The 15,057-nt window shown below is 56.1% G+C and carries 15 protein-coding genes; 12 read left to right on the top strand and 3 right to left on the bottom strand.

Annotated features, from left to right (window positions below; all coding sequences use genetic code 11):
• Positions 1–245 precede the first annotated feature (245 nt).
• From RD1_RS03895 to RD1_RS03905, 3 genes are read left to right on the top strand one after another with little or no spacing between them, the layout of a single operon-like run.
• Positions 246–1,268, top strand: coding sequence for a TRAP transporter substrate-binding protein (locus RD1_RS03895; RefSeq protein ID WP_011567141.1), 1,023 nt, complete (start codon positions 246–248; stop codon positions 1,266–1,268).
• Positions 1,268–1,849, top strand: a complete 582-nt coding sequence (locus tag RD1_RS03900; RefSeq protein ID WP_011567142.1) for a TRAP transporter small permease subunit — start codon at positions 1,268–1,270, stop codon at positions 1,847–1,849. The genes RD1_RS03895 and RD1_RS03900 overlap by 1 nt, the downstream gene beginning before the upstream one ends.
• A gap of 59 nt (positions 1,850–1,908) precedes the next feature.
• Complete coding sequence (locus RD1_RS03905) at positions 1,909–3,222, top strand: TRAP transporter large permease (RefSeq protein WP_011567143.1); 1,314 nt, start codon at positions 1,909–1,911, stop codon at positions 3,220–3,222.
• Positions 3,223–3,240: 18 nt separating this feature from the next.
• Here RD1_RS03905 and RD1_RS03910 read toward each other — a convergent pair whose 3' ends face one another.
• On the bottom strand, positions 3,241–3,597 hold the full coding sequence (locus tag RD1_RS03910; RefSeq protein ID WP_011567144.1) for a hypothetical protein: 357 nt from the start codon (positions 3,595–3,597) through the stop codon (positions 3,241–3,243).
• 210 nt (positions 3,598–3,807) lie between these two features.
• On the opposite strand from RD1_RS03910, the gene RD1_RS03915 reads away from it, so the two are divergent.
• The gene (locus tag RD1_RS03915) at positions 3,808–4,653 is read left to right on the top strand and encodes a carbon-nitrogen hydrolase family protein (protein WP_202944224.1); all 846 of its coding nucleotides are present in this window, start codon (positions 3,808–3,810) and stop codon (positions 4,651–4,653) included.
• Between the two features lie 93 nt (positions 4,654–4,746).
• Positions 4,747–5,310: a VOC family protein gene (locus tag RD1_RS03920; RefSeq protein ID WP_011567146.1), complete on the top strand. Its 564-nt coding sequence runs from the start codon at positions 4,747–4,749 to the stop codon at positions 5,308–5,310.
• Positions 5,311–5,546: 236 nt separating this feature from the next.
• On the opposite strand, the gene RD1_RS03925 is transcribed toward RD1_RS03920, so the two are convergent.
• Positions 5,547–6,266 (bottom strand): GntR family transcriptional regulator, encoded by a 720-nt coding sequence (locus RD1_RS03925; RefSeq protein ID WP_011567147.1) that lies wholly within the window; start codon positions 6,264–6,266, stop codon positions 5,547–5,549.
• Positions 6,267–6,499: 233 nt separating this feature from the next.
• Here RD1_RS03925 and RD1_RS03930 point away from each other — a divergent pair, with 233 nt between their 5' ends.
• The 6 genes from RD1_RS03930 (at position 6,500) to RD1_RS03955 (ending at position 11,829) form a co-directional block, all read left to right on the top strand.
• Entirely contained in the window at positions 6,500–7,687 is a 1,188-nt protein-coding gene (locus tag RD1_RS03930) for an ABC transporter substrate-binding protein (protein WP_011567148.1), read from the top strand.
• A gap of 92 nt (positions 7,688–7,779) precedes the next feature.
• Positions 7,780–8,649, top strand: a complete 870-nt coding sequence (locus RD1_RS03935) for a branched-chain amino acid ABC transporter permease (protein WP_011567149.1) — start codon at positions 7,780–7,782, stop codon at positions 8,647–8,649.
• 7 nt (positions 8,650–8,656) lie between these two features.
• Complete coding sequence (locus RD1_RS03940) at positions 8,657–9,634, top strand: branched-chain amino acid ABC transporter permease (RefSeq protein ID WP_011567150.1); 978 nt, start codon at positions 8,657–8,659, stop codon at positions 9,632–9,634.
• Positions 9,631–10,413 carry an ABC transporter ATP-binding protein gene (locus RD1_RS03945; RefSeq protein WP_011567151.1) on the top strand — a complete coding sequence of 261 codons (783 nt, stop codon included), beginning with the start codon at positions 9,631–9,633 and terminating at the stop codon, positions 10,411–10,413. The genes RD1_RS03940 and RD1_RS03945 overlap by 4 nt, the downstream gene beginning before the upstream one ends.
• A gap of 3 nt (positions 10,414–10,416) precedes the next feature.
• Positions 10,417–11,139 (top strand): ABC transporter ATP-binding protein, encoded by a 723-nt coding sequence (locus tag RD1_RS03950; RefSeq protein ID WP_011567152.1) that lies wholly within the window; start codon positions 10,417–10,419, stop codon positions 11,137–11,139.
• Positions 11,140–11,145: 6 nt separating this feature from the next.
• On the top strand, positions 11,146–11,829 hold the full coding sequence (locus RD1_RS03955) for an aspartate/glutamate racemase family protein (protein WP_011567153.1): 684 nt from the start codon (positions 11,146–11,148) through the stop codon (positions 11,827–11,829).
• 430 nt (positions 11,830–12,259) lie between these two features.
• Here RD1_RS03955 and RD1_RS03960 read toward each other — a convergent pair whose 3' ends face one another.
• Positions 12,260–13,486: a catalase family protein gene (locus RD1_RS03960; protein ID WP_011567154.1), complete on the bottom strand. Its 1,227-nt coding sequence runs from the start codon at positions 13,484–13,486 to the stop codon at positions 12,260–12,262.
• Positions 13,487–13,877: 391 nt separating this feature from the next.
• Here RD1_RS03960 and RD1_RS03965 point away from each other — a divergent pair, with 391 nt between their 5' ends.
• Positions 13,878–15,014, top strand: coding sequence for a sugar ABC transporter substrate-binding protein (locus RD1_RS03965; RefSeq protein ID WP_011567155.1), 1,137 nt, complete (start codon positions 13,878–13,880; stop codon positions 15,012–15,014).
• The last annotated feature ends 43 nt before the right edge of the window (positions 15,015–15,057 follow it).

A 15,057-nucleotide genomic window follows, 5' to 3' on the forward strand; every position in this document is an offset into this window, starting at 1 on the left:
AATCCCTTGAGGGCGGATAGGTTCAATCTCAGATCACTTTATTCTATCGTGGCATTCGCGGCGCTGGCTGCACTTGCCGAGCTGCGATTTACAATTATTACCAGCCATTAACTTTTTTGTTTCCTACACCATTGTTCATGTTGTATGTAGCGCGTCAAGCCCTGCCGAAAGGGCGCGGGAGGATGGCGCAAGCCCTGAACAAACACTCGTGAGCGCACCGCGTCTCACTCTGGAGGAAGCAAGAAATGAACACAAAATCAATTACCCGGCGCGCGGCAATTGCTGCGGTGTCCGGTGTCATCGCGCTGACGTCTTATGCTGCGGCTGCCGCTGCGGATACCACACGTCTGCGTATGCACACCTTTTACGGTACTGAAATCGATCCCATCATCAAGGCATTCCGTGACCGCGTCCGCGACGAGTCCGACGGCAGCCTGCGCATCAACGTGTTCCATGGTGGTGAATTGGTCGCCAGTGACCAGTTGCTGAGCGCTGTGCAAAGCGGCTCGATTGACATCGCCCATGGCCATGGCGGCTACTGGTCGGGTCAGGTGGACATCGGCAATATCGAAGCGGGTCTGCCCGGTGGCTGGACCAGCCTTGAAGAGGCCAACGCGTTCTTCGCAAGCGAGCCTGTCGCGTCCATCCTGAACGAAGCATATAGTGAAGCAGGGGTCGTGTTCCTCGGCAAAGGCTATGGTCATGATTACGACTTGCTGACAAAAGAGCCGATCGCATCGCTCGAAGACCTCAAATCCCTGCGCATCCGTGCGACGTCGAACGTTGCCAAAGTGCTTGAGAGCCTCGAAATTCCGACTGTGTTCCTGCCCGCCGGTGAACTTTACATCGGCATGTCCACAGGTGTTATCGACGGCGCGATCTATGGTGGGCCTATCGAGTATGAGCAACTCAAACTCAACGAAACCGCTCAGTATTACACCCGGCTGAACATGTTGATGCCCGGTTGGACAGAGACCTTCCTCGCCAATGAGGACAAATGGGCGTCGCTGTCCGATGAGCACAAGGCGATCCTTGAAACTGCGCTCGCGCAGTTCGCTCAGGACATCACGGATTGGCTTGCCGAAGGCAACCAGTCGGTTGTCGACAAGGGCGATGTCTTTGAATTCTTCGTACTGCCGGAAAGCGATTCAAAGCAGTTGACCGTTGCCGCACAGCAGGTCTGGCAGGAAGAGGCCGCGCGCTCCGAGCGTAACGCAAAGCTGATCGAACTTCTGATCGAGAATGCCAAGGCCCAAGGGCGTCTCTGATGTCCCTCGTGACACGATACCTTCGGGTTCAAGATGGCCTGTCCGAGTTTGTCGGGCAGGTCATCTGCTGGCTCACCCTGGTGATGATCGGGGTGCTGATGTTCGAAATCGTGGCACGTTACTTTTTGAATGCGCCCACGCTCTGGGCGCATGAATCCAGCACCATGCTTTATGGTGCGTTTTGCATGCTGGCCGGTGCCTACACTTTAAAGCATCGCGGTCACGTCCGCAGCGAGGTGATCTGGGGTGCTTTGCCCAAGCGAGGTCAGGCCTTTTGTGATGTGCTGATTTTTGGCGCCGGAGCCGTGGTTCTGGTCATCTTTCTGAAACTGGCGATTGATTTTGCGACGGCCAGTTGGGCCGTGCTGGAATACTCCAACAAAAGCATGTGGCAACCACCGCTTTATCCGATCAAGACGGTGATCCCCGTGGCGGTGGCGCTGATCCTGCTGCAGAACATGGCCGAACTGCTGCGCGCGCTCCTGACCTTGTTCAACGTCGATTTTGAGGATCCCCGCGGCGAAGAAGTCGATACCAGTATCGCGCAAGAGCTACTTGGGGCTGACAGCAATAAATCCTAGGCGCGGCAGGCGCTGATCCAGCATTTTTCAAGCGCCACGTCCTTTCAAGGAACACCACTATGGAAAACCTAGACCCGCTTGCGATTACCGGCATCATGTTTGCCTCGATGCTCGCGCTCATGGCGCTGGGCGCGCCACTCGCCTGGGCACTGACGATCTGCGGGATTGGCAGTGCATACGCGATTTACGGCGATGGGGGGCTCGACCTTCTGATCACCTCTACCTTCAGCGCCATGGACAACTTTTTGCTGGTGGCCCTGCCGCTATTCATCTTCATGGGGCTGGTGCTGCAGCGGTCCGGTATCACCGACGATCTGTTTGACATGATGCACAAGCTGATGGGGCGACTGCCCGGTGGCCTCGGCATCGGCACGGTGATCATCTGTGCCCTGATCGCCGCAATGGCGGGTGTTTCTGGCGCCGCGACGGTCAGTCTTGGGATCATCGCCCTGCCCGCGATGTTGAGCCGTGGATATGACAAGCGCCTTGTAACCGGGACCATCATGGCGGGTGGCGCGCTCGGTTTCCTGATCCCGCCCAGCGTGCTGATGATCATCTATGCGTTTTTGAGCCGCGACTCCGTGGGCAAGCTCTTTGCCGCAGGGTTGATGCCGGGCCTGATGCTGGCTGGTATCTACATCGCCTACATCCTGATCCGGTGTCGTCTGAACCCGCAGCTTGGCCCCCCCGCCGAAGAGCAGTTCACCACCGCCGAAAAGGTCAAATCACTACGCTTTCTTATCGCGCCGGGTTTGCTCATTGTGAGTGTTCTGGGCTGTATCATCGGAGGCATTACGTCACCCTCCGAAGCTTCGGCCATTGGGGCTTTCGGCGCGCTTGTCATCGCGGCAATTCAGCGTCGTCTGAGTTGGGATTTGATGCGCTATGTCATGCTCTCCACCACCAAGCTGATGGGCATGCTGATGTGGATCACCATCGCTGCCGTGTTCTTTTCCAAGATCTACGTCGGCGTGGGTGCGGGGGTCGTTGTGGGCGAGTTGATCGAAGATTACGAGTTGTCGCCGAACTATGTGATCCTTGCGATGCTGCTGGCCTATTTTGTCCTCGGCATGTTTCTCGACGATTTCGCGATCGTCTTCATTACCGTGCCGTTGTTTGTGCCAATCGTGCGGGATCTTGGGTTTGATACGACGTGGTTCGCGGTTCTCTTTATCCTGAGCATGCAGTCGGCCTATCTGACGCCGCCGTTTGGCTACAACCTCTTTTACATGAGGTCGGTGGCCCCCAAGAGCATTACGATCATAGATATCTATTGGGCGGCGATCCCGTTTGTCGCATTACAGATCCTTGGACTTGCGCTGGTGTTCACCTTCCCGCAGATTGCGCTCTGGTTGCCAAGCCTGCTGTTCTGACGGCCTGTCCTTGGCGCCCTATTTGAACGAGGCCCCGTCGACCGGATCGGTTTCCAGCGCGCTGACAGCATCGATGTCATTTCGCACCCAGAAAAAGCGGAATGACATCGATCTCAACCAGTTCTCCAACCGGTCGAGGCTGGTCCATTCACGGCGCAGGCCCCGCGCGCTGAGCAGTTGCGCCCATTCTCCCTCTACCAAAAAATACACCGTCCATGTGTTGGGGTGACGGGTCTGATCCGCGAACCCGCCGGCGGTGACCTCGCGCGGTGTGCGCACCGCGACAGGATACTCCCCCAGAAGGCCGGCCGATGCATACTGAGGCAGGTCCGTCTGACGGATGGTGCGGCTCGGGATCTCGGTTTCTAATTCCATTGTCTGAATAACTTTGCGCCTTTCAGGGCAATAGGGCTTGATACACTATGGTCCATAATGTACATCATGAATCATAGTGATGTCTAGGCTTGTTCGAAAGTCACTTTCTGCGCGCCCCGTACCGTGTCGCGGCAAGTCAAGACGTCATGCCCTAAGCAAAGGTTGCCCATGACCCACTTCAACGTAGCCGGCATTCAGATGCATATCGGCATGAAAAGCAATCTCGAGGAGATGAACCGTCGTCTCGATCTTTTGATGCACCTCTATCCATGGGTAGAGATGGTGGTCTTTAGCGAACTGGCCGCCAATGGACCCAACCCCGCATCGGCCCAGCCCATGGGTGGCGAGAACGAGCAGGCCTTTGCGAAAATGGCGCAGAAACACAACATCTGGCTCATCCCCGGGGGTATGTTCGAAAAGAAAGACGGCCGCATCTATAACATGACGCCGGTGCTCAATCCCGAAGGCGAGATCGTCACGCGCTATCGCAAGATGTTTCCGTTCACACCTTATGAGGACGCAACGGAGCCGGGTGACGAATTCTGCGTATTCGACGTGCCCGGCGTTGGCCGGTTCGGTGTCGCGATCTGCTATGATCTGTGGTTCCCCGAAGTCATGCGGACCCTGACATCTATGGGAGCCGAGGTGATCATCAACCCCGTTCTGGCGCATTTCGTCGACCGCCCTGCAGACCTGGCCATCGCGCAGGCCTCCGCTGCGATGTTCCAGAGCTATGTTTTTCATATCAACGGCTTGCTGGCAGGTGGGAACGGGTATTCCCGCGTCGTCGATCCGGCGGGCCAGTTGCTGCATGATGGCAACGTCCAGGAGGAACTCATCCCGATTGAGGTCGATTTCGACCTTGTACGCCGCCAGCGTGAACGCGGGTTGCTCGGTATGGGACAGGTCCTCAAGAGTTTCCGTGATCGCAAGGTGAACTTCGATGTCTATTCGGAACACTTCGATCACAGCTACCTGAACAGTCTGGGCGTTCTCGTCAAACCGGAGCGACCGCAACGCGCGGCGCCTCAGGGGAATACCCAGCCTAAGACTTAAAAAGATCGGTCACAGACCGGCAAGCGAAACAGGGAAAGCCCATAAATTGTTTAACGGCTGTCCAAGATGGCCAGATCATAAGGGAAAGACCAAATGACCAATATCAAGAAAGTTGCCCCCATCCCGCGCGGATATCGTTCACTGACACCGCATATCACAACCGCTGACGTGCAATACACCATTGACCTGTACACAGCAGCGCTTGGCGCTGAGGTTGTGGAAACGGAAACGGTTCCTGACAGTGACGTACTGGTCGGTGCTGTTGTCAAGATTGGCAACTCGACGCTGAGCATATCCTTGGGGACTGCCTACGGGGCGGGGGTTCTGAGCTTGCATCACTATGTCGAAGACATCGACGCGAGCTGGGATGCTGCCATCGCTACCGGATTTGTTCCCCTGCGCGCCATCGAAGAGACCTATTGGGGCGACCGCAGCGGTCTTCTTGTTGACCCGATGGGAATCCAGTGGAGCCTTGGCCAGCGCGTATTGCGTCTGACCGCCGAGGAGCGTGACGCCCGTGCACGCGCGGCCTATGGAATCGCGCCTGAAGTGTCATACGATGCCGCAGAAGCAGAGCATGGTGCGCAGGACTTCGCAACTGCCGAGGTTATCCCCGCAGCGGAACCTGCGGCACAGGGTGGCGAGGCGTTGCACTAAGCTTGTACGCCTGACCCGCAGCGTTTCGCGTTTCCCCTTGGGCAACTCGCAGTCGGGCGTGTCAATCGCCCAACTCATCGAGGCGTGTTGTCAGGAAACGCGAAACCTGCCATCCGGTATTGGTCCAAAACACTTGAACCGTGTTTTGGGCCTTCGCTTTTGCAAGGGATGTTTGTTCGCCCACGCCTGAGCGGGATGACATGGATTGCTGATCTGGAATGTCGCGCTGGCTTTTTTCAGCCCTGACCAAGAATAACTGTCAAGTCATCCTGAGGCTCCTTGAGCGTCTCCATATCGAGACCACTTTGAATGTGGTTGAGATGAGATTTGAGCAACTCTTCGGCCAGTTCCGGGTTCTGTGCTTGAATCGCCTCAAGTATCTTCCTGTGCTCGTCGTCCGGGCAATTGGTATCTTCGGATGAGCCGAAAAGACCGACGATGAGGGAAGTCCGGGTGACCAACTCACGCATCATACGGAAGATGAACTTGTTGCCAGTCGCCTGGGCGAGTTTTGTGTGAAACTCGCCGGACAGCCGGATGAGTTCCGTGCGCTCCTTGTTTCTGCGGGCCGCATCTTCCAGCGTTATATGGTCGGTGAGCAGGACCATATCAACGTCAGCCGGATTTTGTGCCAGTTGACGTACCAAGGGCGGTTCGATGAGCATCCGCGCGGCAAAGACATCGTTCGCCTGAGACTTGTCCGGACAGGCGACATAGGCACCGCGATTGGACTGAAGATCAACGATTCCCTGACTGGAAAGCAGTAAAAGCGCGCGGCGCGCATGCATTCTGCCCACACCAAAGGTCGCGCAAAGGCGCGATTCACTCAGCTTGGTCCGGGGGGCAAGCCGTTGTTCCATGACAGCGTTAAAAATTCTCTCGACAATCGTATTCTCATCGAATTCCTTCGCGATAGTCGTTTCATTCTGGTCGTTTAGCTGAATTTTACTGCTCAAAACATGACCTTTCAGAGAGTCGGAGATTAGCGCTCGGTAAGAAGACGCTATTGCTAAGCCTACAGCAACGATAAGTCCAATCCGCAAATATTGTCGACAATTTATTTTCAAAAGTGTTGACAAAAATTGTTAACAATCGTGAAGTGACGCCGCGGCACGTGGGCTCATGTGACTCACCGCCACGCAACGAATAGCACACCTAATTCGAAGACGAATCCAACGGGAGTTAAGACATGAAACGTAGAACACTTATGAAGGCCACGCTGACAGCCGCGTCGCTGATCGCGCTGCAGGCAACCATGGCTGTTGCAGAAAACCCGGTTCTGAAAATCGGCTTTGTGGGCGTGACCAGCGGCCCTGCTGCTGCATGGGGCATTTCCAACCAGCGTTCGATGGAAACACGCGCAGCCTGGATCAACGAAACCGGTGGTTACGAGATCGGCGGTGTTACATATGACATCGAAATCGTATCGTTTGACGACCAGAAAGACCCCAAGCGCGCCATCGCGGGCATGGAAAAGATGGCCCAGGAAGGTATCCACTACGTTGTCGGCCCAAATGTTGACGATGGCGCGGCCGCGGTACGTCCGGTGGCAGAAGCCAACGACATCATGTATTTCCCCTATGCTTTCCCAAGAGAGCTCTATTCCGCGCCTGCATCAAACGCCGTGCTGAGCATGATCGCCAACTACCAGTCGGGTCCTGCGATTTATAAGCACCTGATGGAAAACGAAGGTGTCAAAACAGTTGCCTTCATCGCCGCAAACGAATCTGACCCCCTCAGCCAGCGCGACAGTGGTGTCGCCGCAGCAAAAGAACTGGGTCTTGAGGTTGTATCCGACAACGTCACCTATCAGGTCGACACGACAGACTTCACCCCTGTGCTGACACCAATTCTGCGCACGCGCCCTGATCTGCTGGTGCTTTCCGGTGTGTCACCTGCCAATGCCCCGCAGCTTATCCGCTCCGCACGTGAGCTGGGTTTCGAGGGTCTGATCTCCACTGAAACCGCACAGGACGCTGGCGTTCTGGCCGAAGGTGCCGGTGATCTGGCCAATGGTTTCATCTCGGTAGGTGGCGCATCCACACCAGAATTGGCGTCCCCGATGATGAATGAATTCGTCGAGCGTTACACAGCCATGTTTGGTGAGTACAACGATGAATCCAACACCAAGGTCTACGCGCTCGAGTATATCCTCGAGACACTCAAGGCCACGCCCGAAGCTATTGAGGATGTGGCTGCCTTCCAGGCGTCCATGGACGATTTCTCAGCGCCAAACCCCTATATGAACGGCGATGAGCAGCTGACCTATGTGGGCATGACCTCCTTCGGTCAAAAGCGTCAGATCGCAGTGCCGCTGGTTGTCAACGTCTATCAGGACGGTGCCTTCGAGACGATGTTCATCGCGCGCGTCGACTAAACCACTACACACGACATGCTGCTTCCGGCATCGCTCGGAAGCAGCTCCTGCCCGACGGATAGGTCGGGGTTAACCATAGAAAGAAAGTGCTCATGGAACAGGTAATGGCCAACGGGGTCTATCTGGGATCTCAGTATGCGATGATCGCACTCGGATTGACCCTGATTTTCGCCTTGATGAATGTTCTCAACTTTGCCCATGGGCAAATGTATGTCATTGGCGGCTTCGTCACCTATACATTTTACGGACAATGGGGCGTGCCCTTTGTGCTCGCGCTGTTCATGTCCTGCATGACATTGGCCATTATCGGCGCGCTGATCGAACGATACCTGTTCGCCCCGGTGATCAAGGGCTCTGCCCGCGAAGAAAGCACGATGCTGCTCGCGGCGGGTATCGCGTTTCTGCTCGATGCGCTGATCCTGTTGATCTTTGGCGAAAAACAGCGCGGCGTTCCCAAGATCGTGGACGGTGTCTTCAACTGGGATTTCCGCCTGATCATGCCCTATGACCGCATATTGATCTGTGTGCTCGCCATTCTATCCATCGTCGCCTTCATCGCCCTGATGCAATATTCCAAGACGGGCCGCGCGCTGCGGGCGCTGGCGCAAGACCGCACCGCCGCCCAGTTGATGGGTGTCAACGTGGACCGCTATTCGATGATCGGTTTCGCGCTTGGTGCGATGCTGGCGGGTCTGGTTGGTGGCTTGCTGGTCACGATCACCGGCGTCAACCTTGGCATGGGCGGTCCGACTTCGATCAAGGCCTTCATGATGGTGATGATCGGCGGTGCTGGTGTGATTTCGGGTGCGATCTGGGGCGGGTTCATCCTCGGCTTCATGGAAGCCTTCGGCCTCGCTTACCTGTCGCAATACGGTGACATCACATATCTGCTGATCTTTGTATCGCTGATGATTTTCCTCGCGATCCGGCCTCAGGGCCTGATGGGCAAACCCTGGGGGTGATGGCGTCATGAACTTTTCAAAAATCCAAATCCTCGGCGTTCTGGTCTTTCTGGCCGTGGTCTTTGTGGGTGTGCCTGTCTTCATCGCGGCAACGGGCCGGTGGGACTTTTACTTCACGCTGACCTCTGTGGCGCTGCTGGCGATTGCAAGTGCGGGCGTCTGGCTGACCTTCTACATCGGCCGGATCAACATAGGACAGGGCGCATTCGCGCTGGTCGGGGCCTATGTCTCTGCGATCCTGGTGGTCAAGGCGGGCTGGTCCTTCTGGATTTCGCTGCCAGCGGCCGGATTGTTCGCAGCCCTCGTTGCGGTTCTGATCGGCCTACCGATCCTGCGCCTGCGAGGGGTCTATTTTGCGATGATCACTCTGGTGTTGACCCAGGTGGCGACGTTGACCGCACTGGCCCTACCCATCACGAACGGGGCCAAGGGCATCACCAATATCCCTCTGCCCGGCGGCATTTCTATCTTTGGCATCACGCTCATTCCGGATTTCTCCACCTTGGAGAACGCACGTATGGCGTTCTATTTCACGGCGATCATCCTGATGATCATCACCTACGCGGCGCTTTACCGTTTGGTGAATTCGCGTCTGGGCCACCTGTGCCGCTCCATGCAACAGAACGAAGAACTGGCCAGCTCCATCGGGGTGAACATCACCTATATCCGCATCCTGATCTTTGCGATCTCCAGCTTCTTCGGGGGCGTTGGCGGTGCCATGTTCGGCTCGATCTCGCAGTCGGTCTATCCCGCGACCTTCGTGGTCAAGGACTCAGTTGATTTCATGCTGAACTGCTTCCTAGGGGGCCTCGGCTATGTCTTTGGCCCCATGCTCGGCACGCTGGTTCTCTATTTCGGTTGGGACCTGCTGTTTGAATTTGGGAAATATCAGATGTTGATCTACGCAACGCTGCTGATCCTCATCATCCGCTTCCTGCCAAACGGGTTGCTGAGCCTTCGCTTCGGTAAAGGAGGTGGCAAATGAGCGCGCTTCTTCAGGTCAAGGATGTGACCAAGAAATACGGCGGGCTGATCGCCAACAATGCGATCAGTTTCGATGTGGCGGAAAACGAAATCCTGTCGGTCATCGGGCCAAACGGGGCTGGGAAATCGACTCTGTTCAAGATGATTTCCTCGTTCACGCCGACTTCGTCTGGCGAGGTGCTCTATCGGGGCGAGCGTATCTCTAACCTCAAACCCCATATCGTCGCTCGTAAGGGCGTGGTGCGGACCTTTCAGGAAACCACGATTTTCAAAAGCATGACGGTGCGCGAAAGCGTTGTCGTGGCCCAGCATCTGCGTGCCAAGGCGTCCCTTGCGGGGTATTTCTGGGGCTCCAAAGTCGCCCATGACGACATCACGGCCTTTGAGAAATACGCCGACGAACTCCTCGAATTTCTGGGGATGAGCGAGATCAGCGCCGAACAGGCCAGCAACCTGCCGCAGGGTAGTTTGCGCGCGCTTGGCATTGCAATCGGGCTTGCGACGGACCCCAAGGTCTTGCTGCTTGACGAGCCTTTTGCGGGCATGAACCACGATGAGACCATGCGCATGGTCGATCTGGTGCGCTCCGTGCGCGATGAACGCGGCGTGACGGTCATGCTGGTCGAACACGACATGCCAGCGGTCATGACGATCTCCGACCGGATTGTCGTGTTGAACTTCGGCGAAAAGATTGCCGAGGGCACACCGTCCGAAATCCAGAACAATGAAAAAGTCATCGAGGCCTATCTGGGCAGCGCCGACGACGAAATCGGGATGTAGACCATGACAGCCATGTTGGATTTCAAAGACGTCGAACTTTACTATGACCATGTCTATGCGCTGAAAGGCGTATCGCTGACCGTTAATAAGGGGGAAACCATCGCGTTGATCGGCGCCAATGGGGCGGGCAAATCCTCGATCCTGCGCGCCATCACGGGGCTTGCCAAACCGGCCAAAGGTTCGGTGAGTTTCGAGGGCGAGCGTGTCGATGGCACCGACCCCTCCGATATCGTGAAACGCGGCATCGCGATGGTTCCCGAAGGACGCCGTGTCTTTCCCTATATGTCGGTCAAGGACAACCTGATGATGGGGGCCTTTACGCGCAGCGATAAATCAGAAATTCAGGATACGCTCGACAGTATCCTGACCCGTTTTCCCCGCCTCAAAGAGCGGTACTCACAAGCCTCGGGCACGCTGTCCGGCGGCGAGCAGCAGATGATGGTGATCGGGCGCGCCCTCATGGCCAAACCCAAGCTGTTACTGCTGGATGAACCCAGCCTCGGGATCGCGCCCAAACTCGTGCAGGACATTGCGCGCTCGATCGTGGCGATCAACCGGGATGAAGGTGTCTCCGTGTTGCTGGTCGAACAGAACTCGCGCATGGCGCTGAGCATCTCGCACCGGGCCTATGCGATGGCCACCGGCAACGTAGTCATCGAAGGCAATTCCAAAGATTTGCTGCATGATGACCGGATCAAGGCTGCCTACCTCGGCGGTGAGGTGTAAACTGACATGAAAATCCTGATGATCAACCCGAACACAACCAGTTCCATGACGGATAAAATCGCGATTGCGGCAAGGTCAGTCGCGCGCCCTGACACGGACATCATCGCCACGAATTCCCAGGATGGACCAGCCAGCATTCAGGGTTTTCTCGATGTGGCCAATTGCATCCCCGGCCTGCTGGCCGAGGTGGCGCTGCATAAGGACGTTGATGCCATCGTTGTCGCCTGTTTTGACGACACCGGGGTTGATGCCGTGCGCACGCTGGTTGACGTGCCGGTCCTCGGCATCGGCGAGGCTGCCTATCATGCCGCCAGTATGATCGCCAACAAGTTCAGCGTCATAACAACACTCTCGCGTTCCGTGCCGGGACTGGAAAATAATCTGATGCGCTACGGGTTGGCGCAAAAATGCGCACGCGTTCGCGCGACAGATATTCCCGTTTTGAAGCTCGAAGAGGGGGATCCGGCGACATTGTTCAAGATAAAGTCCGAAATTCGCGAAGCGATAGCAGCAGATAATGCCGAGGCAATCGTCTTGGGATGTGCTGGCATGGCGGACCTTATGGCGCAGCTCAGTGATGAATTTGGGCTTCCGGTTATTGATGGTGTTGCAGCAGGTGTCACCTTTGCCGAAGCGCTTGTGAACAACAAATTGCGCACGTCCAAAATCGGAGCCTACTCGGGCCAATAACCTTTCGGCCCCTATGTGTGCCGCGTCCCGTTTGCAAAAGATGCGCGGCTCAATCCAAGGTGACCGACTGGACCGTTCGTAGTTGGGAGCATCACGCACTGGCGCATGGTTTGCGTATTGCGGTGCGACGACCTGACAAGCCAAAGTCCCTGGTCGTGGACCTTGCCGCTTGACGCGTAAAAATGGCTGGCTGCCGTTTTCTGGTTGAGGGAAGTCAGTTCAAAACCAGCGTCAGTGAGGGATTGACCTGCTGGAATCGCGGCGCAAAGGACGCAGCCTCAATTTTCAAGCGCAGACATGCCACCCTAGTTGAGCAAGCCAAGGGGTGCCGTACAGTCTGAAAAGGCATGACTTGGGATCTGACCAGCGAAATTCCCAAGCTGAAACCGTCGTTTCGGTCACTTGCTCTGACGCGCTGGGGCGGGCCACATCAGACGCTGCGCCTGAAGGCTGCCGAGGTCGAATAGACCGGCTTGCGCAATCGGTTGATCCCCCCGAGCGGTTCGAAATCGACGACCGCATGCCAGGGGGTAAACAACAGCGGCTTGCAGGTATCGACAAGCTCTGCCGACGGGCAGGGCGGGTTAATCGTAATCTGCGCGACTTCGGTATGGCTGAACTGATCCTCATCCCAGGTTTTTGCGGCGTTTTCGATCATCCCATCAATGTCATTCACGATGTCTTCTTCGTGGGCGATCTGAATTCGGAAGCTCAGCTTAATGGGTTCATTCGTGGCGACCGATAAAGCCAGCGCTTGTGACAGATAATCATCGCTGAAATCCTCAAAGGCGTCGCTTGCCATGTCCGCTGCCATCTCCTCGGATTGCAGGGGGACAACTGAAAACCGCATGACGCGATCCTTCCCAAAACGAAAGGAGGCGGCGCTGAAATAGGGCGCAAAAAGCGGGTTTCGCACCGGAGTCGACTGGATTTTGCCCACTACGCCAGCGGCACTGATCACGCCTTGCATATCCTCCGCATCAAAATCGTCGAAAAACGCGCGATTGGCTTCAAAAAGCGCGCGCAACCCGGCGTTCTGCGGTGGTTCGCCTGCGGGGGCCGGTAGCAGAGAACCAGACATATCCATCATACCCCTCTTCAGCAATTCGCCGGGCAGGAAGAAAAGCAACGGGTCGGCACCATCAGCAGAGGCGCAGAGCGCTTTCGTCAGACGCAGGTAGTCCCGCACATTTCGAAATGCAAATTCCGGTGTGTTGACCATCAGAAAGTCCTGATTGCGCGCACAACCGTCTTCCAACAAAACGGGCGCACCGACATCAAGAACCTTGATGGCCATGCCACGACTGCCGTGGTTCAGAAACCTGGCGCCGGTGGCGTCTTGACCCTTTTCAAGATCTGCGCGTTTCAGGACATCCGCATTTGAATAGCGAATCCTGGCTCGGAAACACTTGCCCGGTTGAGCGAAAAGCCCCACCTGAAACTGAGGTGCAATATCGCGGTTGACGGTAAACTCCGCATCAAGGCAACCATGCGATTTCGGGTGAACACCACGCAGGATTTCGTCGTTTTGAATGGCTTTTCGTTTGTCCTGAAGGGTGACGGTCATGGCGGTGATTTCTTTGCGCCATTTGTCTTCCATCTCGGGAATACGTTCAAAATCAATTGCTTGTGAGGAGCGTACATCGTGACTCTCCATGATCCTATCCTCCGGTGAAAATATCTTGGGGCTTAAAAAATGATCGCGTAACCCATCAATTGTATCATACGCCTTCGTATTCACCAAATGATCGCAAACTGCGCACCAGCTACTTTGGTCGCGATCATCTCTGCGCAAGCCCTTTGGTTTTATGAAAATACGCACCTGCCACCATGCTGGGCCGTAGGGGCCGCACCGACAAGAGCATTGATCGCTTCCGGTTTAGGTGTACCATTTATTTGAATAGACACGATTCTTTTGGCGAGTATGAGTGATGATCGACGATATTACGCCGAAACCGCAAGTGCACGGCGACGGGCGATTAAAAAGGCCTGCACCGTGATTGCTAACGAAAAGAAAGTTAAAAGCTACATCCTGGGAGGATACCAACATGACGATGAACCACTGCAAAAAGATGCTTGGCGCGGTGAGCCTTGCCGGCGGTCTGATGCTGTCAACTGCGGCCTTCGCGGGGCCGGAATTCGTATCTGGCCCGGGCCATGATCCGGTGTGTTTCACACCTTGGAGCGATGACATCAAATTCATGCAGTGGGAACCGCGCGAAGGGCCGCATAAAGTTGCCGTGGTCAACGGCTTTGTCGGGAACACATGGCGCATTCAGATGATCCAGACCGCGAAAGCCTTTGCCGAGCAGCCTGACATCGCGGCGCAGTTGGAAGACTTCAAGGTTGTGTCTACCGGCACCGATGTTGCAGCGCAGCTTGGCGCGATCGAAGACTTTATCAACCAGGGCTATGACGCCATCGTAACCATCGCTGTGTCCCCGGAAGGGTTCGATCGGGTGATCCGTCTGGCGGATCGTAACGACGTTGTCGTCGTGCCCTTTGACAATGTGCTCGACACGGACAAGGTGATGCAGGTCAATCAGGACCAGCTTGAAATGGGGCGCATGTACGCGCGCTGGCTCATAGAACAACTGGGCGATCAGAAATCCGGCAAGATCCTTGAGGTGCGCGGTCTGCAAGGCAACTCCGTTGATCGGGACCGCCACATCGGTTTCCGTGAGATCATGGAACCATCCGGGGATTGGGACATCGTTGAAGTTGTCGGCAATTGGGATGATGGCACCGCGCAAAAGGTGACGGCAGACGCCATCGCGGTGCACAAGGAATTTGACGCGGTTGTGGTTCAGGGCGGTACGACCGGGGCCGTGCGTGCGATGCTGGATGCGGGTCATCCGCTGGTGCCAATTGCCGGGGAAAGCGAAAACGGATTCAGAAAGCTGTTGGCGGAATACGGCCCACAGGGGCTGAAGGGGAAATCCATCGGCCAGTCCCCCGGTATGGTGTCAATCGCCATGAAGGCAGCGCTTGCAGCACTGGATGGCAAAGTGATGCCGCAACTTGTCTCTGTACCCATTCCTTTCGCGAATTACGACGAACTGGAGGCGGGCAAAAACTACTGGCCGGACCTCACCGACAACTTCTTTACCGTCAATGAGTTTCCACCCTGCGGCGTGAACATCACCGCGCGGGAAATCATGGCAAAGACTGCCGACAACGACTGACTGACCCTGCAAAGGTGATCCGCTGCATCGCGATTTGACGTCG

The sequence above is a fragment of the Roseobacter denitrificans OCh 114 genome (genome assembly GCF_000014045.1).
Taxonomy (GTDB): Bacteria; Pseudomonadota; Alphaproteobacteria; order Rhodobacterales; family Rhodobacteraceae; genus Roseobacter; species Roseobacter denitrificans.